The organism is uncultured Oceanisphaera sp. (genome assembly GCF_947495715.1).
Taxonomy (GTDB): domain Bacteria; phylum Pseudomonadota; class Gammaproteobacteria; order Enterobacterales; family Aeromonadaceae; genus Oceanimonas; species Oceanimonas sediminis.
This window is the reverse complement of record NZ_CANLZU010000030.1, coordinates 1-22,983: the sequence shown is the minus strand read 5'-3', so window position 1 is coordinate 22,983 and position 22,983 is coordinate 1. Positions and strand designations below refer to the sequence as shown.

Genomic DNA, 22,983 nt, shown 5'->3' with positions numbered 1-22,983 from the left:
AGGCAAAAAAATCCCCGGACTGGCCGGGGATTTTTAGCAGCAGCTTGTCAGCAGCAGGGAAAGTATCAGCCCTGGGCTTTCAGCTTGCGACGATACGCGTGCAGCAGGGGTTCGGTATAACCGCTGGGTTGAGTAGTACCCTCGAATACCAGGGCACAGGCGGCTTCGAAGGCGATACCATCGAAGCCCGGCGCCATCTTGCTATACAGCGGGTCGGCGGCGTTCTGCTGGTCGACGATGCCGGCCATGCGCTGCATGGACTCCATCACCTGTTCCTTGCTCAGAATGCCGTGACGCAGCCAGTTGGCGATGTGCTGAGCGGAAATACGCAGCGTAGCGCGGTCTTCCATCAGGCCAACATCGTTGATGTCCGGCACCTTGGAACAACCCACACCCTGATCAATCCAGCGAACCACGTAACCCAGAATACCCTGAGCGTTGTTATCCAGCTCGTTCTGGATCTCTTCTGCAGTCAGGGCGTCTTTGTCGGCCCGGGTCAGCAGAGGAATGGTCAGCAGGTCATCCAGACTGGCGGGCTTGCGGGACTTCAGCTCATCCTGACGCGCCTTCACGTTCACCTGATGATAATGGGTAGCATGCAGTACGGCAGCCGTCGGGGACGGTACCCAGGCGGTGTTGGCACCGGCCAGCGGGTGTACGATTTTCGTCTCCAGCATGGTGGCCATGTTGTCGGGAATGGCCCACATGCCCTTGCCGATTTGTGCCTTGCCCTGCAGGCCGGCAGCCAGACCGATGTCTACGTTGTTGTTTTCGTAGGCGCTGATCCAGGCTTGCTTGCGCATGTTGCCCTTGCGTACCACGGGGCCCGCTTCCATGCTGGTGTGAATTTCATCACCGGTACGGTCCAGGAAGCCGGTGTTGATGAACACAACACGTTCGCGAGCCTCATAGATACAGGCTTTCAGGTTGGCACTGGTACGGCGCTCTTCGTCCATGATACCCACTTTCAGGGTATTCCTGGCCAGACCCAGTACCTGCTCGACGCGCTCGAACAGCTCCACCGCAAAGGCCACTTCTTCCGGACCGTGCATCTTGGGCTTAACGATATAAACGCTGCCGGTACGGGAGTTTTTAACGGTGCCGTTGCCTTTCAGATCGTGAATAGCGATCAGACAGGTTACCAGGCCGTCGATAATGCCTTCCGGCACTTCGTTACCGTCTTTGTCCAGCACCGCTTCGTTGGTCATCAGGTGACCCACGTTACGCACGAACAACAGGCTGCGGCCGTGCAGGCTGAATTTTTCACCCTGGGGGCTCAGGTATTCGCGATCCGGGTTCAGGCTGCGAACGATTTCCCTGTCGCCTTTCTGTACCGTCTGGGTCAGGGTACCTTTCATCAGGCCCAGCCAGTTGCGATACACACCGACCTTGTCTTCGGCGTCAACGGCGGCAACGGAGTCTTCACAGTCCATGATGGTGGACAGCGCGGCTTCAACGATCAGATCCTTGATACCGGCCTTGTCCAGCTGGGCAACCGGGTTGCCGGCATCGAACTGCAGTTCGATGTGCAGGCCGTTGTTACGCACCAGTACGGCGGCCGGAGTAGCGGAGTCGCCATTGTAACCGGCAAACTTGTCGGCGTCGGCCAGAGTGGTTGTCTCACCGTTTACCAGGGTGACCTGCAGCTGACCATCAACGACCCGATAGCCGGTGGCATCGGCGTGGCTGCCATTGGCCAGCGGTACGGCCTGATCCAGCAGGTTGCGGCCCCAGGCGATGACTTTTTCGGCACGGCGCGGATTGAATGCCTTGGTTTTTTCGGCACCATCGGTTTCGGGAATGGCGTCGCTGCCATACAGGGCGTCGTACAGGCTGCCCCAACGTGCGTTGGCGGCGTTCAGGCAGTAACGGGCATTGTTGACCGGTACTACCAGCTGAGGACCTGCCAGGGTTGCCAGTTCGGCATCCACGTTGGTGGTGGTGACCTTGTAATCGTCAACGGCCGGCAGCAGATAACCGATGTCGGTCAGAAACTGCTTGTAGGTCGCCGCATCGAAGGTCTGGCCGGCATGGGCCTGGTGCCATTGGTCGATTTGCTGTTGCAGCTGATCCCGTTTTTCCAGCAGAGCACGGTTCTTCGGAGCCAGATCGTTAACGATCTGTTCCATACCGGCCCAGAAGTCGGCCGGCTCAACGCCAGTACCGGGGATGATTTCATTTACTACCAGATCATGAAGAACGGTAGCGACTTGCAAAGTGCCGAGGTGAGTACGTTCCGTCATAGTTGCTTCTTCTATTCTAGTTGTCAGTAGTTATGTTTAAGACCGATCACTAACCCTAATCGCTTGGGAGCGACAGTTTACCTCGTGAAGGGAGGCAGAGGCAAAGTGGAATTGCAATGAGTACTCACATGATCTTTACAAATTGTGCATAAAAAGTCATTTGTTTTATAATATTACATATAATTCAATGATATAAATGTCCACAGAGCTCCGGTTAAGTTCATCCACCTCTGCCGCAGGCGCTGTCCTGAGCAGGATTATGGCAAGACGATCCTGGCTATACGGCTCGCACAAAAAAACGCGCCAATGCGCGTTTTCAAGCAACCGAAAAGCAAGCTCGGCCGAGCTGAAACAATCGTTTATTATCAATCGAGCATGCTGTGAATGTCTTCGTCGCTGGTGTGACGCACATCCTTGCCCTTGACGAAATAAATGATGTATTCACAGATATGCTGTACCCGATCCCCTACCCGTTCCAGCGAGCGCGCGCACCAGAGCACATTCAGCACATGCGGGATAGAACGCGGATCTTCCATCATGAAGGTCATCAGTTCGCGAATGATCGACTCATATTCCCGATCGACCTTGGAGTCTTCCTTGTGTACTTCTATCGCCGCTTCCACGTCCATGCGGGCAAAGGCATCCAGCGCGTCATGCAGCATCTTGACGGTACGCCGCCCCATGTTTTCCATCGACACCAGCGGTGGCTGCTTCTTGTTGGCGTTATCCAGCAGCATCATGCCGATACGTTTGGCCACATCGCCGATGCGTTCCAGATCGGTAATGGTCTTGATGATCGCCAGTACCAGTCGCAAGTCAGAGGCCGCCGGCTGGCGTTTGGCGATGATTCGCGTGCAGTCTTCGTCGATCTGCACCTCGAGGCCGTTCACCTTGTGATCATTGGCCACTATCTGCCGGGCCATGTCCAGATCCTGCTTGTGGATGGCGGTAATGGCGTCGGTCAGCTGTTGCTCTACCAGACCGCCCATCACCAGCACCTGGTTCAGGACACCTTCCAGTTCGGTATTGAACTGGCCGGAAATGTGTTTCTTGAGATTGTTATTGTCCATCATCGCTGTGCTCCTTAACCGTAGCGCCCGGTAATATAATCTTCGGTCTTTTTCCTGGACGGCGTCGTGAACAGGGTATTGGTATCGGTATATTCTATCAGCTCGCCCATGTACATGAAGGCGGTATGATCCGATACCCGCGCCGCCTGCTGCATGTTGTGAGTCACGATCACCACGGTGAACTGTTGCTTGAGGGTGCTGATCAGCTCTTCAATCACCAGGGTCGAGATCGGATCCAGCGCCGAGGTCGGTTCATCCAGCAGCAACACTTCCGGCTCAATGGCAATGGCCCGGGCAATCACCAGTCGCTGCTGCTGACCGCCCGACAGACCAAAGGCGTTTTCGTGCAGACGATCCTTGACCTCATCCCACAGCGCCGCGCCGCGCAATGAGCGCTCTACCGCCTCATCCAGACGACGACGGTCATTGATGCCCTGCAGCCGCAGGCCGTAGACCACGTTCTCGTAAATCGACTTGGGGAACGGATTGGGCCGCTGGAATACCATGCCGACCTGCCGACGCAGGGCCGCCACATCCACGCCCTTGCCGTAAATGTTCTGATCGTGCAGCAGAATTTCGCCGTCGATGCGGCAGTTGTCCACCAGATCGTTCATGCGGTTGATACAGCGCAGCAGCGTCGATTTACCACAGCCCGACGGCCCGATAAAGGCGGTCACCTGGCCCTTGGCAATGTTCATGTCCACGTTGAACAGCGCCTGCTTGCTGCCGTAGAACAGGTTGAGGTCACGGATCTTAAGCGCCGTCTGCTCGTCGGTCAGTTTGCCGAGATCGAGGGTCGCATCCTCGTTCATGGTGGTTGCTACATTAATCATCTTATTACCTCAAAATGATGGGCTGCCCTGAACTTACTGATCAAGAGAGCGGAATTTTTCACGCAGGTGATTACGAATACCGATAGCGGTCAGGTTAAGACCGACAATCACCGTCACCAGCAGGAAGGAGGTGGCGTAAACCAGTGGTCGCGCCGCCTCGACGTTGGGGCTCTGAAAACCCACATCGTAAATATGAAAGCCCAGGTGCATGAATTTACGCTCCACATGCAGGTAGGGGAAGTTACCATCTACCGGCAGGCTGGGCGCCAGCTTCACCACCCCCACCAACATCAATGGCGCCACTTCACCCGCCGCCCTGGCAATCGCCAGAATAAGACCGGTCATGATGGCCGGGCTGGCCATGGGGATCACGATGCGCCACAGGGTTTCCGCCTTGGTGGCGCCCAGCGCCAGCGAGCCCTGGCGTACCGCGCTCGGAATTCGCGACAGCCCTTCTTCGGTAGACACAATCACCACCGGCAGGGTCAGAATGGCCAGCGTCAATGCCGACCACAATACGCCGGGCGAACCAAAGGTCGGTGTCGGTAGCGACTCGGGATAAAACAGCTGATCGAGCGATCCCCCCACCATGTAGACGAAGAATCCCAGGCCGAATACCCCGTACACGATGGACGGCACCCCCGCCAGGTTGATCACCGCAATGCGGATAATCTTGGTCAGGTTGTTCTTGCCCGCATACTCGTGCAGATAAATGGCCGCCACCACCCCCAGCGGGGTCACGATAATGGCCATCAGTATCACCATGAACACGGTGCCGAAGATGGCCGGGAACACACCGCCCTCGGTATTGGCTTCACGGGGTTCGCCACTGACAAACTTGCCGATTTGCGAGAACCAGTGCAGTACCTTGGCCACCGGCCCCATGTCGTTGGGCCAGGTGGCATCCAGCACATGACCCAATGACAGCGTGACCTCTTCCCCTCGCATGTCCCGCACCACCACATTATCGCGGCGGGCTTCTTCACGCAGGGAAAACAGCTGCTTTTCCAGCACCTGATAATCGGCTCTGAGCCGTTGCTCTTCGGCCTGAATCTCGGCCAGTGCCTCGTCGGTTGCCTCGCCGTCCAGCTCCAGTCGACGTTGCTTGAGACGCAGTTTTTCCAGCTCGAAGTTGATGGTGCCGATTTCGCCCCGCTGCAGGGACTTCATCTGGCTGTTCAGTTCACTTACCCGCTCGATACGCTGCTTGAGCTGCTCGCGCACCTCGCCGGCCACCGGCCGTTCACCTTCCAGCACCCGTTCGACATAACCATAGAAGTTACCGTGAGTAGAGCGCTCCAGCACCACCACATCGGTCGGCTCCTGGCGGGAAACGATGTCGGTTTCCAGCAACCAGCGAAAGTCGAGCTGCACAAACTCCCGGTTACCGGTCTTGACCAGATAACGGGTCAGGGTTTCGGACGTGACGCCTTCCAGTGTCAGGCCTGCGCCGCGCAACTGCGCCACCGGCACCACTTCCCGATCATGAATTTCACCGATGACGGTCTGACGATCACCGGCCGGCGAGCTGACCTGCCATTCGTAGATGGCATGCGGCCAGAAAAACGTCAGACCACGCCAGCCAATCAGCAACAATAACCCCAGCACCGCTACCAGGCTGATACTGACCGCGCCGCCGGTCATCCAGATCCAGGGCGCTCCCGATTTAAACCATTTTCTCATGAGTCGTCCCGCCCTTACATTGAGCTGTATTTGTCACGCAGTCGCTGACGAACAAACTCCGCGACCGTGTTGAACAAGAAGGTGAAAACAAACAATACGAACGCCGCCAGAAACAAGACCCGATAATGAGAGCTGTTGACCTCGGCTTCCGGCATTTCCACCGCGATATTGGCGGCCAGGGTACGCATGCCGTTGAAGATGCTGAAATCCATCACCGGGGTATTGCCGGTGGCCATCAGCACTATCATGGTCTCGCCCACGGCCCGGCCCAGGCCCATCATCACCGCCGAGAAAATACCGGGGCTGGCGGTCAGCATCACCACCCGGGTCAGGGTTTGCCAGGTGGTGGCACCCAGCGCCAGCGAGCCGTTGGTCAGGTGCCGGGGCACAGAGAACACCGCGTCTTCGGCAATGGAGAAGATGGTCGGAATCACCGCAAAGCCCATGGCGATACCGACTACCAGGGAGTTGCGTTGATCGAAGCCGATGCCCAGCTCGTTGGTGAGAAAGCTGCGAGCATTGCCACCGAAAAACACGGTTTCCACCAGGGGGCTGAAGGCAAAGGACATCCAGCCCACCAGGACCACCAGCGGCAGCAACAGAATGCACTGCCAGCCCTCGGGCACCGCATTGCGGATGCGCTTGGGCAGGTGATGCCAGACAAAGGCCATCAGCAATATCGACAGCGGCAGCATCACCAGCAGTATCACCATGCCCGGCAGATGCGTTTCGATCAGCGGCGCCAGCCAGAGACCGGCCAGAAAACCGAGAATCACCGTCGGCAGGGCTTCCATGATTTCCACCGTCGGCTTGACCACCTTGCGCAGTCCCGACGACATGAAATAGGCGGTATAAACGGCACCGGCAACGGCGATAGGCACCGCAAACAACAGCGCATAGAAGGCCGCCTTGATGGTGCCGAAAGAGATGGGCACCAGACTCAGTTTGGCCTCAAAATCGCTGCTACCGGAGGTGGACTGCCACACATACTGCGGCTCGGGATAGCCTTCGTACCATACCTTGGTCCACATGGCGCGCCAGGTCACTTCCGGGTGCTCATTCTCCACATGGAAAGTGGACAGGGTGTTGCCTTCCAGCAACAGCAGCATGGAATTACGGGGCGATATCGCCAACGCCGACACCTGGTCACCGGCCAGTTTTTCGGAGAACAGACGCGTGCCGCCGGTAGTATGGAAAATATCCAGGCTACCGTTGCTCGAGGCGGTAATGAACCCCTTGCGGTTCACTTCGGACGTTATCTGCTCGATGGCACCGTTGGCTTCGAATTCCCGAATAAAGGTGAACTCGCGCTTGCCGTCACGGGTGACCTCGAACCACTGGGACACCTTGCCGTTGTCGTTGGCTACCAGCAGCGAATTGCCACCGGACAGCAGGCTCAGACTGCTGATGTTGCCGCCAACGGCGTTCATGGTCAGTACATTGCGCAGACGCAGCTTGTTGATGTTGCGTACGTCATAGATATAAACCTCGTTGGCGCTGCGCACGAACAAAAAGCGCAGGTTCGGGGTCAGCAACAGCTGATCCACCTGCTCGGGCAAGCCCGGAATCGTCACCTGAGTCGGCGTGAGTTCAACTTCGCCGGTGATGAAGTTTTCCTTGCCGGCAAAGCGGGTCAGCACGCCGGTACCGTCAGCGGTGAGCGCGGCAGCCGCAAGATCGTCGCCGTTGCGCGCTATGCTGAGCTGACTCAGGGAGCGTTGTTGCTCATCCAGCACCAGCGGCTGTTCGCCGAAGGGGAACACCACTTCGGGCTTGATGGTACGGATGTTGTCCGGGTAACTGACGTTGAACTTGGGCGACAGCACCATGAACCGGCCGTCATTCAGCCCATAAGCCACCATCTTGTCGCCGGTGTTACGGGCAACACTGGTCACGTCACCTTCTACCTGAACGCTGTAAATACGCTTGCCTTTTTCGGGTATCGAATAGAAGTTCACCTCACCCCGATCGTTGAAGCGATACACCAGCTCATTTTGCTCTTCAACGCCCAGCAGTACCGTGTTGCCCATGGAAGAGGCAGACTCGACCAGACTGAATTCCTGGCCCGGTTCGACCCGGGCATCATCAAAAATCGGCTTCACCACATACAGCAGGTAGAAGAAGATCAGCAGCAGCGCCACCAGCACCAGTATGCCACCGGTGGTCACGCCTATGTGCGCCAGCCGGTCTTTAAACCAGCGTCTGCGGCTGCCCGACAGCGCCAGAGTTTGGGTTTCGGTTGACATCAGTCACCTCGATAAATGTCCAGTTGCGCTCAGTATATGGCAGATAAATGACAGTATTGTTACATCCATGAAGCGTGAGCTGTATGGCGGTAAAAAATATCGAAACCATCTATCTTGAACAGGCAGTCATGCCTTTTACCCGTATATGTTTACAAGGAGAGAGCCCATGAAAACTCTGGTCGCCACCCTGATAGGGCCCGACAAAACCGGTCTGGTCAAACAACTGGCCACGCTTATCAAGCAACACCACGGCAGCTGGCAGGCCAGCGCCATGAGCGAACTGGCCGGTTACTTTGCCGGCATAGTGGAAATACGGGTGCCGGAAGAGCACAGAGAGTCACTGAGTCACGCTTTGGGCAAGTTGCCCAACTTTCAGGTACAGCTGGTAGAAGGCAGTCATCAGCCGCTGCAGGGGCAGACGCTCAAGCTGACGGTCACCGCCAACGATCGGCTGGGCATCATCGATGAAGTCACCGACATACTGAACCAGCTCAATATCAGCGTAAAAACCCTCAAGACCGACAGCCATCCGGCGCCGATTACCGGCATCATGCTATTTGAGGCCAACAGTACCCTCACCCTGCCCCACGGCCAGACCCTGAACGATTTGCAAACGCGACTGGAAGCCCTCAGCGATGATCTGGTAGTTGATATAGATCTCATTTGAGTTGCAATAAAAGTGTCACATGAATCTGTCATAAAAGGTGCGGTAAACATGATCTGACCAGCCTGACAGGAATAATGATGAGTACGGACAAGTGGTATCTGCCAAAGGAACTGAGCTGGCTGTCGTTCAACGAGCGCGTATTGCAGGAGGCCATGGACAAAAGCGTACCCCTGATAGAGCGGGTACGCTTTCTGGGTATTTTTTCCAATAATCAGGACGAATTCTTTCGCGTCCGGGTCGCCGACATCAAACGCCAGATCATGATCGATGCGGATCAGGGCAAGACCAATGGTGCCGCCACCCTGCTGCGCGATATTCAGCAAAAGGTGATCACCCTGGGCGACACCTTCGATGAAGTCTACAAGGAACTGATCGTCACCCTGGCCCGACAGAATATCTTTCTGCTCAACGAGTCTCAGCTCGAGCCCGATCAGGAAGCCTGGGCCAAACGCTATTTCGACAATGAAATTCGCGCCTATCTGTCGCCCATCATTCTGCGCGCCGACATCGACCCGGTTCGCTTCCTCAAGGATGAATATACCTACCTGTGCGTCGGCATGATAAAAAACGAAGAACGCCATTACGCGCTGGTGGAAATTCCCACCGATGTACTGCCCCGCTTCGTGGTGCTGCCCCCGGGCAAGAGCCGGCGCCGAAAAAGCATCATCATCATGGACAACGTGATTCGGCTTTGCCTGAACGACCTGTTTGCCGGTTTCTTCGAGTATGACGACATTCACGCCTACTCCTTCAAGATGACCCGGGATGCGGAATACGACCTGTCCGATCAACTCGATCAGAGCCTGCTCGAAAAGATGAGCGATGGCCTCAAACAACGGCTGACCGCCCTGCCGGTACGCTTTGTGCACGACCGGGACATGCCGGCGGAAATGGTGCAGACCCTGGTGCGCAAGCTGCAGATTCAGGGCCACGATGCGGTAATGTCCGGTGGGCGTTATCACAACTTCAAGGATTTTATCGGCTTTCCCAATATCGGGCGCCGCCACCTGGTCAACAAGCCGCTGCCGCCGCTCAAATGCCGGGAATTCCGCGACAGTCCCTCTTCCTTCGACGCCATTCGCCGGCGCGATATTCTGCTGTATTTTCCCTATCACAGCTTCAGCCACGTCACCGAATTCGTGCGTCAGGCGTCGTTCGATCCGGCGGTGGTCAGCATCAAGATGAACGTGTACCGGGTGGCCAGCCTGTCACGCATCATCTCTTCACTGATGGATGCGGCCAGCAACGGCAAGAAGGTCACCGTAGTGATTGAACTGCGTGCCCGCTTCGACGAGGCCGCCAACATCGAGTGGGCCAGGACCATGACCGAAGCCGGCATCGATGTGGAATTTGGCGTACCCAGTCTCAAGGTGCATTCCAAGCTGTGTCTGGTCACCCGCCGGGAAGCAGAGCAACTGGTGCAATATGCCCATGTCGGCACCGGCAACTTCAATGAAAAAACCGCCAAAATCTATACGGACTTCTCGCTGTTGACCGCCAATCCCGAGATCACCAACGAGGTGGCGGCGGTATTCGATTTTATTCGCCAGCCTTATCGGCGGGTCAAGTTCAATCACCTGCTGGTGTCGCCGCTCAATGCCCGACGCAGCCTGTACAGCATGATCGACAACGAAATTGCCAACGCCAAACAGGGACTGCCGGCTGCATTGACCCTCAAGATCAACAACCTGGTAGACAAGGGCTTGATCAACCGCCTCTATGGCGCCAGCCGGGCCGGCGTCAATATCGATATTATCGTGCGGGGCATGTGCTCGCTGCAGCCCGGCGTACCCGGGGTCAGCGATAATATTCGCGCCATCAGCATCGTCGATCGTCATCTGGAGCACCCGCGCGTACTGGTGTTTCATAACAATGGCCAGCCCCGGGTCTATCTCTCCTCGGCCGACTGGATGACCCGCAACCTCGACTTTCGCATCGAAGTGGCCACCCCGATTCTGGATCCTGTGCTGAAAGACCGCATCATCGATATTCTGCAGATCCAGCTCAACGACACCACCAAGGCCCGGGTGCTGGATCAGGCACAGAACAACCATTACGTGGACAGAGGTAACCGGCGTAAAATCCGCTCCCAGGCCGCTATCTATGACTACCTGAAAGCCCTGGAGGGATAATTTTTTCATGGACGAACACGACGTAGCCACCATCGATCTCGGCTCCAACAGCTTTCACATGGTCATCGCCCGCTATCAGGGTAATACCCTGCGTATCGTCGATCGCATAAAAGAACGGGTTCGGCTGGCCGACGGACTGAATGAACAGCAACAACTCGGTCAGGAGGCCATGGCGCGCGGCCTCGCCTGCCTGGCCCTGTTTGCAGAACGGCTGCGCGGCTTTCCTGCCAGTCGAGTAAGAGTCGCGGCCACCTTTACCCTGCGCGAAGCCGCCAACGCCGACGACTTTCTGCATCAGGCCCGCCGAATACTGGGCTTTCCCATCGACATCATCAGCGGCAATGAAGAAGCCCGCCTTATCTATCAGGGTGTGGCCCACACCCAGCAGATTGAGGGCCGAGTACTGGTTATCGACATCGGCGGCGGCAGTACCGAACTGGTCATCGGCCAGGGGTTCGATTGCAGGCTGGTCTCCAGCCACGGCATGGGCTGTGTCAGTTTCACGCAACGGTATTTTGCCGACGGCAACCTGAGCGAGCGGCAATTTCAGCAGGCGGCCGATGCGGCGCAGTACCTGCTGGCACCCAAGCTGGGCGCTTATCTTGCCCTGGGCTGGGAGCGAGTGTTGGGGTGTTCCGGCACCATCAGGACGCTGCTGGAAATGTGCCGTGCCGTCACCGGTGAGTCGTGCATCGACTTGCCGGGCCTGCTGCATATTCGGGCCCGAATGATTAATGCCGGTCATATCGACCGGGTCGGCATCAGCGGGCTGGGCGAGGATCGCAAGCCGCTGCTCGCCGCCGGTCTGTCCATCCTGCTCGGCCTGTTTCAAAGCCTGAATCTGGCAAGAATGGACTTTTCCGACGGCGCCCTGCGCGAAGGGCTGCTGTACAGCGCCTTTGGCCGACTCGACCATCACTCGGTACAAATCCGTACCCTGCAGGCGCTAGCCAGTCAGTATGCGGTCGATACCCGGCAGGCCGAGCGGGTTAGCGCCACCGTCATCGAATTATTTGAGCAAATGCGCGACAGCTGGCAGCTGGATACCGAGTCCGCCGACTTGCTGGCCGGGGCGGCCCGGCTGCATGAGGTGGGGCTGCATATCAACTTTACCGGTATTCATCGCCACTCCGCCTATATATTGCGCCACAGCGAGTTACCCGGTTTTACCCTGGAACAGCAAAAGATACTGGCCGCTCTGGTGCGCTTTCATCGCAAGGCGCTCAAGTTGTCGGAACTGGAGCCGCTCGGCACGCTGCCGGAACCGCAGCTGTGGCGCCTGGTACGCCTGCTGCGGCTGGCGGTGGCACTGCACCGCCGCCGTCAGAACCACGCCCTGCCCCCGCTGGTGCTGGAGTTGGGCGGGCAGGATGCATTACGGCTGCACTTGCCTGCCGACTGGTGTGAGCATAATCCGCTGCTACTGGCCACACTGCAGCGCGAGCGGGATTATCAGGCCAAGATCGACTGGAAACTGGAGTTGATGAAGGTGTAATGGCGGCTATTCCGCCGCCTGTTTGCGGGCGGCTTTTTTCTCGGCGCGGCGGCGCTTGAAAAAGGCGCTGAGCTGGGTGGCACAGTCTTCGGCCAACAGGCCCGACTGCCAGGCCACCAGATGATTCAACCCGGGGGTGGCCAGCAGCTGCAGCACCGAGTCGACCGCCCCGGTCTTGGCATCGGCGGCACCGTATACCAGCCGTTGAATGCGGCTGTGCACCATGGCCCCGGCACACATCATGCACGGCTCCAGGGTGACATAGAGGGTGCAATCCAGCAGCCGGTAATTGCCGATGGCAAGACCTGCCTGGCGCAGCGCCATGATTTCGGCGTGCGCGGTGGCATCATGGCTGCCGATGGACCTGTTCCAGCCCTCGCCGATGCATTCGCCGTTATACACCACCAGGGCCCCGACCGGCACTTCGCCTTCCGTCTCGGCCTTTGCCGCCAGCATCATGGCCCGGCGCATCCAGTATTCGTCTTGTTCGTTCATTACCGCCTCCGTTGGCCGCGTATTATGGCAAAAGACCAACCGGCTGCAAGCAGGGGTTGTCATTAACACCCGCTGATGAGGACCGCCTCTGCGCCGAAAAGATTGAAAAAAGCACTCGACTGCACAAGAACTCGGCAAACGAGCCCGAATGAAGAAAAGAGGCTTGCAGCACCCCATCCGGCGCTATATAGTGGCCACCGATTCGGCGTGTAGCGCAGCTTGGTAGCGCACTAGCATGGGGTGTTAGGGGTCGGAGGTTCGAATCCTCTCACGCCGACCAAATCAAATAAAAAACCCACCGCAAAGTGGGTTTTTTATTGCCTGTCATTCGGTACCCTGTCACTCGGTACATGGCTCCGTCTCATGCCTTGTACTCCATCACAATCACTTGTACCTGCTCGCCTCTGCGCTCAAGCTCACGCTGCTCCAGACAGACAAACCCCATGCGCTCGAAAAACGGCTGCGCGGTAATGCTGGCTTCACAATAAAGTCGGCTCAGGCCACGCGAAGCCGCCTCGGCTTTCAGTCGCTGCATCAGCGCCCGGCCAACCCCCTCGCCCTGGTGGGCATGATGTACATAAAACAGTCCGATTCGGCCATCGTCTCCCAGCTCGGCAAAGCCCAGCAGAAACTTGCCGTCCATCGCCACCAGCGGGCGGGTACGAATAAAACGGCTGACCCAGCGTGGCTCGTCATATTCATCAGGCGCCCATACCGCCAACTCACCCGCACTGTAGTCGGCCTGGTTGATGCGGTGTACGGTGTCATGGAACAAACGCCAGATATTGCCTGTTTCACCGCTGCGGATCTTCCTGATTTCCATGCTGACTCCTGCCGATACCCGTATAGATTCCTATTCGTCCTCTATCTAGCCACAGTTACTCGAAATAAAAAAGCGGCATCACTGCCGCTTTACCATATTTATTGCCCATATAGACTAATTTACTCGCGTTCAGCGAGCGATTTTCGCCACCTCGGCAGTTTCAGCGACAACATCGCCGCCAGCAGCAGCAAACCGGCAGAAAACCATAAGCAGGCCACCAGCCCCGACTGCTGATAAACCCAGCCGGACAACAGGGTACCCAGCAGGCGGCCCATGGCATTGGCCATGTAATAAAAACCGACATCCAGCGATACGCCATCGTCACTGGCATAGCTGACGATCAGGTAACTGTGCAGCGAGGAATTGATGGCAAAAATCGCGCCGAACAGCAGCAGGCCTCCTATCAGGATTTCATGGGGGTATGACTCGCCCCCTACGCCCAGGGCAATCATGGCAGGCACCAGGGTCAGCCCCAGCGCCCAGGCGAAGACGGTACGGCCATCAGGCACCCGCCCCGCCCGCTTGCCGGTGACATACGGTGCCAGCGACTGCACCAGGCCATAGCCGACCACCCACAACGCCAGAAAGCCGCCTACCCGCCAATGATCCCAGCCGAATTCACTGGCCAGAAACACCGGCAAGGCCACCACAAACCAGACATCACGGGCACCGAACAGACACAACCGCGCCGCCGACAACACGTTGATGGCCCGGCTCTTGGAGAAAATGTCGGTGAACTTCGGCTTGTAGCGGGCCCGGCCCAGATCGGGTTTCAGCATGATGATACTGAATACCCATACCAGTGCCAGCATGGCGGCCATGGCCGCCACGGCACCGGCGAAGCCGAGCCAGGCCAGCAAGAGGCCACCCAGAAAGAAGCCCGCCCCTTTCAAGGCGTTCTTGGAGCCGGTAAGCAGGGCAACCCACTGATAGAGCCGGCCCTCGGTCTCCGCTGCCGGCCCCTGCCTGGGCACCAGCAACCGGATGGCGCTCTTGGCGCTCATCTTGTTCAGATCCTTGGCGATGCCCGACAGCGCCTGGGCCGCCATCACCCAGGGCACCGTCAGCCAGCTCACCGGCACCAGCAGCAAGGCCAGTGCCAGTATCTGCAATCCCAGCCCTATGTTCATGGTGCGATTCAGCCCCAGACGGGCGCCCAGCCAGCCACCGACCAGATTGGTAATGACTCCGAACAGTTCATAAAACAGAAACAGCAGGGCAATCTGCAGCGGCGCATAGCCAAGCTGGTGAAAATACAGCACCACCAGCATGCGCAGCGCGCCGTCGGTCAGGGTAAAGGCCCAGTAGTTGCCGGTGATAAGCCCATACTGGCGCAGCTCGGGTGACAATCGGGACTGCATTAACCGGCCAGATCCAGTCGGCCCACCTTGAGCGCCAGCTCGGCGGTACGATTGGCATAACCCCATTCGTTGTCATACCAGGCATAGAGCTTGAGCTGAGTGCCGTTGACCACCATGGTCGACAGAGCATCGATAATGCTGGATCGCGGATCGGTTCTGTAATCCACCGACACCAGCGGACGCTCTTCAAAACCGAGAATGCCCTTGAGCTCGCCGTCGGCGGCGGACTTGAGCAGCGCATTTACCTCCCCCTCGGTGGTCGCCCTTTCCAGCTCGAACACACAGTCGGTCAGCGAGGCATTGGCCAGCGGCACCCGTACCGCATGGCCGTTCAGCTTGCCCTTGAGCTCGGGAAAGATATGGGTAATGGCGGTGGCGGAGCCGGTGGTGGTGGGGATCAGACTCTGGCCACAGGCCCGGGCCCGGCGCAAATCTTTATGGGGCGCGTCCAGTATGGTCTGGGTATTGGTAATATCGTGAATGGTGGTCATGGAGCCGTGCCTGATGCCAAGCTGCTGGTGGATCACCTTGACCACCGGCGCCAGACAATTGGTGGTGCAGGAGGCGGCGGTCACAATGGCATGCTCGGCCGGATTATAAAGGTGATCGTTCACCCCCATCACCACATTGAGTACCCCTTCTTCCTTGACCGGCGCCGTCACCACCACCCGCTTCACGCCCTGCTCCAGATACGCCTGCAACAGCGCCGTGGTTTTCATCTTGCCGGAGGCTTCAATCACCAGATCACAGCCGGACCAGTCGGTCTCGGTGATGGTGCTGTTTTGACTGCAGCGAATGCGCCGCTCGCCGATCAGCATCTCGTCACCGTCGGCCACCGCCTCATGGGCCCAGCGACCGTGTACCGAATCAAAGGTCAGCAAATGCGCCAGAGTCGCCGCATCACCGGCCGGATCGTTGATCTGTACAAATTCCAGCTCGTCCCACTCCCAGGCTGCCCGCAGCGCCAGGCGCCCCATGCGACCGAACCCGTTGATACCGACTTTAATACTCATTGCTGCTATTCCTTGTTTAATGTTTTAGCCAGACATTCGCATATCGGCCAAAGGGCCCGCTCCGCCGACTCGTCGTGAATCCATCCATGGAGACTCAGCCGCGCCATCCGTAGCGCGGATGGTCGGCTGAGCAGATCCCTTTGCCCTCCCAAAATCTTGATATCGCCTGATGATAACGCCAACAGCCAACTCAGAACGTCAAAAAGAATATATGAAAAATCATATAAATAGAACGCAAAAAAACCCCGGGAGGCCCCGGGGAATCTTCACTACGACGGTCAATACACGGGCTGGATTAGTTCAGACCCAGTTTTTTCATGTCGGCGGCAATCACGGCGGCAGGTACCGGTACATAACCGTCTTTATCGACGATTTCCTGGCCCTGCTTGGACAGCATCAGCTTGACGAACTCGGCTTCCATCGGACCCAGCGGCTTGTTGGGGTGCTTGTTCACGTATACGTAGAGGAAACGTGACAGCGGGTAGTTACCGGTGATGGCGTTCTCGGCATTGGCGGCAACGTAGTCGGTAGAGCCCGCTTCAGCCAGCGGAACCGCACGTACGCTGGAGGTGCTGTAACCCAGACCGGAATAACCGATGGCGTTCAGAGAAGAAGACACCGACTGCACCACGGAGGCAGAGCCGGGCTGCTCGTTGACGTTGTTCTTGAAATCACCCTTGCACAGCGCTTCATCCTTGAAGTAACCGTAGGTGCCGGATACCGAGTTGCGGCCATACAGCTGCACATCGCGGCTGCCCCAGTCACCGGTCAGGCCGGTCTGGCCCCATTTGGTGATTTGCTCGTTGTTGCCACAGCTCAGGGTGCTGGAGAAGATGGCATCCACCTGATCGATGCTCAGACCTTCGATGGGATTGTCTTTATGTACGAAGACTGCCAGGGCATCGATGGCAACGCGCACCGGCGTCGGCTTGTAACCGTAGCGCTTTTCAAAGGCCTCGATTTCGTTGCTCTTCATCGAACGGCTCATGGGGCCGAACTGGGCGGTGCCTTCGGTCAGGGCGGCAGGTGCGGTAGAAGAACCGGCAGCCTGAATCTGCACGTTGACGTTGGGATAGTTGCGCTTGAACTCTTCGGCCCACAGGGTCGCCATATTGGCCAGGGTGTCGGAACCCACAGAAGACAGGTTGCCGGAAATACCGCTCACTTTCTCGTAATCCACAAGGGAGCTGTCTACGGCGGCCAGCGCAGTGGTGGAAGCCAGTGCTGCAGTCAAACCAAGTGCTGTTACCAGTTTGTTCAGTTTCATCCTTAATCTCCAATCTGAGTTCGGTCTTTCAAGACGCGGTCAGTATTGCCGCCGGTGATGACAACTATATGAACTCGAAGTGACACATTTATGACAAGCAGACAAGAAAACCGCGGCTGCGGTTTTCGGCATCAGGCAATGGCCCGATTGGGGTTATCCAGCACCAGCAGCCGTTCGGGTAGCATAAAACTGAAACAACTGCCCTCACCCACTTTGCTGCTGATATCGAGATGAGCGTCATGATGACCCAGCGCATGCTTGACGATGGCCAGTCCCAGCCCGGAGCCCCCGGTCTGGCGACTGCGTGCCTTGTCGACCCGATAGAAACGCTCGGTCAGGCGGGCAATATGTTCGGGCGCGATGCCGTCACCGTTATCCGTTACCGCAAAGCGGGCATTCGGGCCTACCCGGCCCCACTCCACCGTGATGCGGGTGCCGGGCGGCGAGTGGCGAATGGCGTTGTAGACCAGATTGGAAAGGGCGCTGCGCAGCTGCTCCTGATCGCCCCGCACCTTGAGGCCGGTATCGACCTGAAAACTGAATTCATGATGCCGGTCGCCACTCAGGGCCAGCGACTCCTGTTCCAGCATGGTCAGCATGGTCGGAATATCGACAATCTTGCTGGTATCGATGGTGGCCGACGCTTCAATTCGGGTCAGGGTCATCAGCTGGTTCACCAGGGCATCCATGCGCTGGGTCTGCTCCAGCATCACACTCTGGGTTTTATGCCACATCGCCTCCGAGGGGCGATCTTCAAGCATTTCGAGATAGCCCTTGAGCACCGTCAGCGGGGTGCGCAACTCGTGAGACACGTTGGCCACGAACGACTTGCGCATCTGCTCCAGGCTTCGCAGCCGGGTAACATCACGCACCACCAGCAGCGCCTGATCTTCGGTGTAGGGCATGATGCGGCATTCAATCAGTTTTTCTTCGTTGATGGGCGATGGCAGCTCCAGCGGCTCGTGAAAGGCTCCCCGCTCCATGTAGGCGATAAACAGGGGCGCGCGGATCAGGTTGCCGATATGCTGACCCGCGTCTTCCGGCCAGCGAAATCCCAGTAACTGTTGCGCCAGCTTGTTGCACCAGATGATGCTGCCGTCGCGACGGATCACCACCGCCGCATCGGGCAGCGCCTCGGCGCCTTCCCGAAAACGGCGTATCAGGTTGGCCAGCTCACGGCGGCGGGCCCGCTGGCGTTGCTGCAAGCGGTAAATACCGTTGAAAATGGCTTCCCAGCTGCCCTGGCCCTGAGGCGGCGTCAGGCTGCGGTCGCGCCACAACCAGACGGCCAGCTTGTGTTGAAAGCGGTAATGCCATAACAGATGCAATACCGTGGCCACCAGCAGCCCCAGCGTGACGCGGTGTAATAACATGCCAAGCAGAAAAAACGCCAGATAGTAGCCGACTAACCGCCACCATAGGCCATGACTGGATTCGTGTAACTGCATACAGGCCTCATAGGCGTGTGGAGAAGCGATACCCGGCACCACGTACCGTCTGGATCAACTTGTCGTGGCCCGACTCCGACACCGCCTTGCGCAGCCGCCGAATATGCACATCCACGGTTCTGTCTTCCACGTATACATTGGTACCCCACACATTATTGAGCAACTGCTCGCGGCTGTATACCCGCTCCGGATGGGTCATGAAAAAATGCAGCAGCTTGAATTCGGTGGGCCCCATGTCGAGTTGTAAATGATTGGCACTGACGCGGTGGCTCACCGGATCCAGCTTGAGGCCCTGCACTTCAATCACGTCATCGACCGCCGTCGGCGCTACCCGACGCAATACCGCTTTCAAACGGGAGGTCAGCTCCTTGGGAGAGAACGGCTTGGTGATGTAATCGTCGGCGCCGACATCCAGCCCCTTGATCTTGTCTTCTTCTTCCGCACGGGCGGTCAGCATGATCACCGGGATCTGCCGGGTCAGTTCATCCTGTTTGAGGTGCTTGATCAGCTGGATACCGCTGCCGCCGGGCAGCATCCAGTCCAGCAGAATCAGCTCGGGATAGGGCTCCTGGAGCATGGCCAGCGCCTGATCGTAATCTTCCGCCGACTCGGTGGTAAACCCCTTCTGTTCCAGCACAAAGCACAGCATCTCGCGGATAGCGGCTTCGTCTTCAACTACCAGTATTTTCCGTGTCATGGTTCAACTGTCCTTACGGATATGGCTACGCATAAGACCATTATTGGCAGCGAGTGTGACAGTTTTATGAATTTATGACACCACCATGTCAACCAGAAGGGCAACAGTCATGTTGGACTACGCCGGCGCGGTAGTTCATGTGCAGCTCCGGCTCGCCCGTGGTGGGATCCGTACTTTCTGCGGTGATGGCAAACCCCTGTTGACGATAAAAATTCACGGCAATGTCGTTTTCACAGAATACCTTGAGCAGTAACCGCCGCCGCTGGTGCTTGGCCATGTCCAGCAACGCCCGGCCAATGCCGTTTTGCTGACAGTCGGGTCGTACAAAAAGCGCCGCCAGATACTCGTCCACCAGCGCCACAAAGCCCTGCACCTCGCTGTGCCTTTCGCACACCCATATCTGTGCCCGGGGCAAATAACGGGCGCGCATCTTTTCCTGCTGCTGCCACCAGAAAGCCGCCGGTATAAAATCATGAGCCTGCAACGACGCCAACAGCCAGATATCCAGAATGGCATCGGTATCATCGGGCGTAGCTTGTCGTATCATCACTTTATCTCCGGCCTGGGTTTACCCGAATTGTTTACCTGAGTTGTTTACCTGCGTTGTTTACCTGAGTGTATAGAGACGGTGCCACATCGAATCGGCTTTCATCAGGCACTGTGAGCAGGATCGGCCTTTATTGACCGGGAATGACTACCTGATCACAAAGCCGCTTTGCAGTACAATGCGTTTTTTCCGGCTCGTTACCGAGGACGCTATGTGGTTTAAGAACCTGCAGATTTATCGTTTTACCCGCCCTTTCGATGTCACCCTTGAAGACCTGGAAAAGCAGCTTGAAGCCCTGCCCTTCAGCCCCTGCGGCAGTCAGGAGCAGGCCAAATTCGGCTGGATATCACCGCTGGGCAAACAGGGCCATGCCCTGACCCACGTTGCCGACGACCAGATCCTGATTTGTGCCAAGAAAGAAGAAAAAATGCTGCCCGGCTCCGTGGTCAACGACATGGTGGCCGAAAAAGTGGAGGCGCTGGAAATCGAGCAGGGTCGCGCGCTGAAGAAAAAAGAAAAAGAATCGATAAAAGAAGAGATCATCGTCACCCTGCTGCCCCGGGCCTTCAGCCGTTTTCAGCAAACCTATGCCTGGATCAATCCCAAAGACGGCTTTATCGCCGTGGATGCCAGCTCGGCCAAACGGGCCGAAGATCTGCTGGCGCTGCTGCGCAAGAGCATCGGCTCCTTGCCGGTGGTGCCGCTGGCCATGGTAACCCCGCCCGAGCTGACCCTGACCGACTGGCTGAAAGAAGGCGCCGCGCCGGCCGGCTTTGCGCTGGAAGACGAAGCCGAGCTGCGCTCCGCTCTCGAACACGGCGGCATTATTCGTGCCAAGCAGCAGGATCTGCTCAGTGAAGAAATCAAGGCCCATCTGGAAGCCGACAAACTGGTGACCAAGCTGGCGCTGAACTGGGCCGAGACCATCAGCTTCGTGCTGAGTGACGACATGAGCGTCAAGCGGCTGAAGTTTTCCGAAGAGCTGCGCGAGCAGAATGACGACGTTACCAGCGAAGACGTGGCGGCCCGTTTCGATGCCGACTTTGCCTTGGTCACCGGCGAGCTGTCTCGTTTTGTACCCGACCTTATCGAAGCCCTCGGCGGCGAAGAAAACCGGTAACAACAGCCATAAGCCATCAGCTTTAAGCTGTAAGTTATACCAATTTGAATAAACATCTGATCATTTTAACCCCGGGATCAGAGGCAACACAGTCGCCTCCCACGACACGCCATGAACTCATCCCTGAGGGCTCGGGAAATGCCGTCCATGGCATTTCACGGTCGTGGGAGTCGATCTCTGTTGCCTCTCCTTAAACACCGAGTTGTCTGCAGGACGCTCCCACAGGCGACGCCGCAGCAGAGGGGCGGATGAAGGGTTCTACTCTACCGACCATCACATGACAGGACGTCATGTGCTGAGCGTCGCAGGGATGCGGTTCAGCGTGTCGGTGGAGTCGACCCTTCGTTCGACCTTTTCGGGGCAGCCAAACAGATCAGTTAGTTTTACAGATTGGTATGAAAGCTGAAAGCGAGAAGCTGAAAGCGAGAAGCTGAAAGCCATAAGTTAACAGCAGACAATAAAAAATCGGCGCCAAGATTAATCTTGGCGCCGATTTTGTTTTAGCTTCAAGCTGATCGCTTACGGCTTACGGCTTAAAGCTTTCTGTTAAGCGTTACCCTTGACCTTCATCTTGAGCTCGGCGGCAAAGTTCAGCATGCGGTTCAGGGGGATCATCGCCTTGATACGGGTCTCTTCATCCACCTGTATCTCGTGAGTCTTGCCACCGTCACGCAGGGCATCGCGAATGGCGACCAAGCCGTTCATCGCCATCCAGGGGCAATGGGCGCAGCTACGGCAGGTGGCACCGTTACCACCGGTCGGCGCTTCAACCATTTCCTTGTCCGGGCAGGCCTGCTGCATCTTGTAGAAGATGCCCTTGTCGGTGGCCACAATCAGCTTCTGATGCGGCAGCGTCTGCGCCGCCTTGATCAGCTGACTGGTGGAGCCCACGGCATCTGCCAGCTCCACCACGGACTGCGGAGACTCCGGGTGCACCAGCACGGCCGCATCCGGGTTCTGCGCCTTCAGCTCTTTCAGCGCCTTGGCGCGAAACTCGTCGTGCACTATGCAGGCCGCCTGCCAGCGCAACATCTTGGCGCCGGTCTGCTTCTCGATATAGGCACCCAGGTGCCGGTCCGGGGCCCAGATGATCTTGTGCCCTTCACTGTACAGGTGCTCGACGATTTCCAGCGCTATGCTGGAGGTCACCACCCAATCGGCCCGGGCTTTCACCGCCGCCGAGGTATTGGCGTACACCACCACGGTATGGTCCGGGTGCGCATCACAAAAGGCGGTAAATTCATCGGCCGGGCAACCCAGATCGAGAGAGCACTCGGCTTCCAGCGTGGGCATCAGCACGGTTTTTTCCGGGCTCAGAATCTTCGAGGTTTCCCCCATGAAGCGCACACCGGCCACGATCAGGGTATCGGCCTCATGCTCCTTGCCAAAACGCGCCATCTCCAGCGAGTCGGACACGCATCCCCCGGTTTCCTCGGCCAGCGCCTGGATCTCGGGATCGGTATAGTAGTGAGCCACCAGCACGGCATTGCGGGCGCGTAGCAGGGCCTTGATTTCATCTTTCAGCGCCTGCTGCTGCTCATTCGTCAGCGGAGCCGGCTTGGCGGGAAAGGGGTAGTCAAACTCGAAAATATCGACAGCTTCAGTCATGTCCTGGTTCCAGTTGATCCATCCGGATAACATCAATGACGGGCATTATACCGTTACAGCGGCGTTAAACCCAAGTCGGGTACGGAATTAACAATGAACGAATAGAAATAACGGGGACTAAAGGGATTACTGCAACAAGAAGAGGGAATAACAGGAGAATGGTGGGTCGTGCGGGATTCGAACCTGCGACCAATTGATTAAAAGTCAACTGCTCTACCAACTGAGCTAACGACCC

The 22,983-nt window shown here is 57.5% G+C and carries 18 protein-coding genes and 2 tRNA genes; 5 read left to right on the top strand and 15 right to left on the bottom strand.

Features of this window, described 5'->3' with window-relative positions; translation table 11 throughout:
• Positions 1–65: 65 nt before the first annotated feature.
• The 5 genes from Q0753_RS15580 to Q0753_RS15560 all read right to left on the bottom strand — a co-directional run bounded on the left by Q0753_RS15580 (position 66) and on the right by Q0753_RS15560 (position 8,075).
• The gene (locus Q0753_RS15580) at positions 66–2,243 is read right to left on the bottom strand and encodes a malate synthase G (RefSeq protein ID WP_298723218.1); all 2,178 of its coding nucleotides are present in this window, start codon (positions 2,241–2,243) and stop codon (positions 66–68) included.
• Between the two features lie 365 nt (positions 2,244–2,608).
• Complete coding sequence (gene phoU, locus Q0753_RS15575; RefSeq protein ID WP_298723241.1) at positions 2,609–3,313, bottom strand: phosphate signaling complex protein PhoU; 705 nt, start codon at positions 3,311–3,313, stop codon at positions 2,609–2,611.
• Between the two features lie 14 nt (positions 3,314–3,327).
• Positions 3,328–4,146 (bottom strand): phosphate ABC transporter ATP-binding protein PstB, encoded by an 819-nt coding sequence (gene pstB / locus Q0753_RS15570; RefSeq protein ID WP_298723215.1) that lies wholly within the window; start codon positions 4,144–4,146, stop codon positions 3,328–3,330.
• A gap of 33 nt (positions 4,147–4,179) precedes the next feature.
• Positions 4,180–5,829 carry a phosphate ABC transporter permease PstA gene (gene pstA / locus Q0753_RS15565; protein ID WP_298723213.1) on the bottom strand — a complete coding sequence of 550 codons (1,650 nt, stop codon included), beginning with the start codon at positions 5,827–5,829 and terminating at the stop codon, positions 4,180–4,182.
• Between the two features lie 14 nt (positions 5,830–5,843).
• Entirely contained in the window at positions 5,844–8,075 is a 2,232-nt protein-coding gene (locus Q0753_RS15560; protein WP_298723210.1) for an ABC transporter permease subunit, read from the bottom strand.
• 166 nt (positions 8,076–8,241) lie between these two features.
• On the opposite strand from Q0753_RS15560, the gene Q0753_RS15555 reads away from it, so the two are divergent.
• From Q0753_RS15555 to ppx, 3 genes are all read left to right on the top strand, one after another.
• Positions 8,242–8,742 (top strand): ACT domain-containing protein, encoded by a 501-nt coding sequence (locus Q0753_RS15555; protein ID WP_298723207.1) that lies wholly within the window; start codon positions 8,242–8,244, stop codon positions 8,740–8,742.
• A gap of 77 nt (positions 8,743–8,819) precedes the next feature.
• Entirely contained in the window at positions 8,820–10,874 is a 2,055-nt protein-coding gene (gene ppk1, locus Q0753_RS15550; protein WP_298723204.1) for a polyphosphate kinase 1, read from the top strand.
• Positions 10,875–10,881: 7 nt separating this feature from the next.
• Positions 10,882–12,369 carry an exopolyphosphatase gene (gene ppx, locus Q0753_RS15545; RefSeq protein WP_298723201.1) on the top strand — a complete coding sequence of 496 codons (1,488 nt, stop codon included), beginning with the start codon at positions 10,882–10,884 and terminating at the stop codon, positions 12,367–12,369.
• Between the two features lie 6 nt (positions 12,370–12,375).
• On the opposite strand, the gene tadA is transcribed toward ppx, so the two are convergent.
• Positions 12,376–12,864 (bottom strand): tRNA adenosine(34) deaminase TadA, encoded by a 489-nt coding sequence (gene tadA / locus Q0753_RS15540; RefSeq protein ID WP_298723198.1) that lies wholly within the window; start codon positions 12,862–12,864, stop codon positions 12,376–12,378.
• Positions 12,865–13,067: 203 nt separating this feature from the next.
• Between tadA and Q0753_RS15535 the strand changes: the two genes are divergently transcribed.
• A tRNA-Pro gene (locus Q0753_RS15535) sits at positions 13,068–13,144 on the top strand.
• A gap of 81 nt (positions 13,145–13,225) precedes the next feature.
• On the opposite strand, the gene Q0753_RS15530 is transcribed toward Q0753_RS15535, so the two are convergent.
• The 7 genes from Q0753_RS15530 to Q0753_RS15500 form a co-directional block, all read right to left on the bottom strand.
• A complete protein-coding gene (locus Q0753_RS15530) occupies positions 13,226–13,687 on the bottom strand; it encodes a GNAT family N-acetyltransferase (RefSeq protein WP_298723195.1) in 462 nt (153 codons plus the stop codon).
• A gap of 119 nt (positions 13,688–13,806) precedes the next feature.
• Positions 13,807–15,048: an organoarsenical effux MFS transporter ArsJ gene (gene arsJ / locus Q0753_RS15525; RefSeq protein ID WP_298723192.1), complete on the bottom strand. Its 1,242-nt coding sequence runs from the start codon at positions 15,046–15,048 to the stop codon at positions 13,807–13,809.
• Complete coding sequence (locus Q0753_RS15520; RefSeq protein ID WP_298723189.1) at positions 15,048–16,061, bottom strand: ArsJ-associated glyceraldehyde-3-phosphate dehydrogenase; 1,014 nt, start codon at positions 16,059–16,061, stop codon at positions 15,048–15,050. Before Q0753_RS15520 ends, arsJ begins: the two co-directional genes overlap by 1 nt.
• A gap of 295 nt (positions 16,062–16,356) precedes the next feature.
• Positions 16,357–17,328, bottom strand: a complete 972-nt coding sequence (locus Q0753_RS15515; RefSeq protein ID WP_298723186.1) for a phosphate ABC transporter substrate-binding protein PstS family protein — start codon at positions 17,326–17,328, stop codon at positions 16,357–16,359.
• Positions 17,329–17,459: 131 nt separating this feature from the next.
• Complete coding sequence (gene phoR / locus Q0753_RS15510; protein ID WP_298723183.1) at positions 17,460–18,776, bottom strand: phosphate regulon sensor histidine kinase PhoR; 1,317 nt, start codon at positions 18,774–18,776, stop codon at positions 17,460–17,462.
• Positions 18,777–18,783: 7 nt separating this feature from the next.
• On the bottom strand, positions 18,784–19,473 hold the full coding sequence (gene phoB, locus Q0753_RS15505; RefSeq protein ID WP_298723180.1) for a phosphate regulon transcriptional regulator PhoB: 690 nt from the start codon (positions 19,471–19,473) through the stop codon (positions 18,784–18,786).
• A gap of 88 nt (positions 19,474–19,561) precedes the next feature.
• Positions 19,562–20,020, bottom strand: a complete 459-nt coding sequence (locus Q0753_RS15500; protein WP_298723177.1) for an N-acetyltransferase — start codon at positions 20,018–20,020, stop codon at positions 19,562–19,564.
• Positions 20,021–20,231: 211 nt separating this feature from the next.
• Here Q0753_RS15500 and rdgC point away from each other — a divergent pair, with 211 nt between their 5' ends.
• Positions 20,232–21,140 carry a recombination-associated protein RdgC gene (gene rdgC, locus Q0753_RS15495; protein WP_298723174.1) on the top strand — a complete coding sequence of 303 codons (909 nt, stop codon included), beginning with the start codon at positions 20,232–20,234 and terminating at the stop codon, positions 21,138–21,140.
• A gap of 546 nt (positions 21,141–21,686) precedes the next feature.
• Here the strand turns inward: rdgC and nadA are convergent.
• Entirely contained in the window at positions 21,687–22,748 is a 1,062-nt protein-coding gene (gene nadA / locus Q0753_RS15490; RefSeq protein ID WP_298723171.1) for a quinolinate synthase NadA, read from the bottom strand.
• Between the two features lie 159 nt (positions 22,749–22,907).
• Positions 22,908–22,983: transfer RNA gene (locus Q0753_RS15485), tRNA-Lys, on the bottom strand.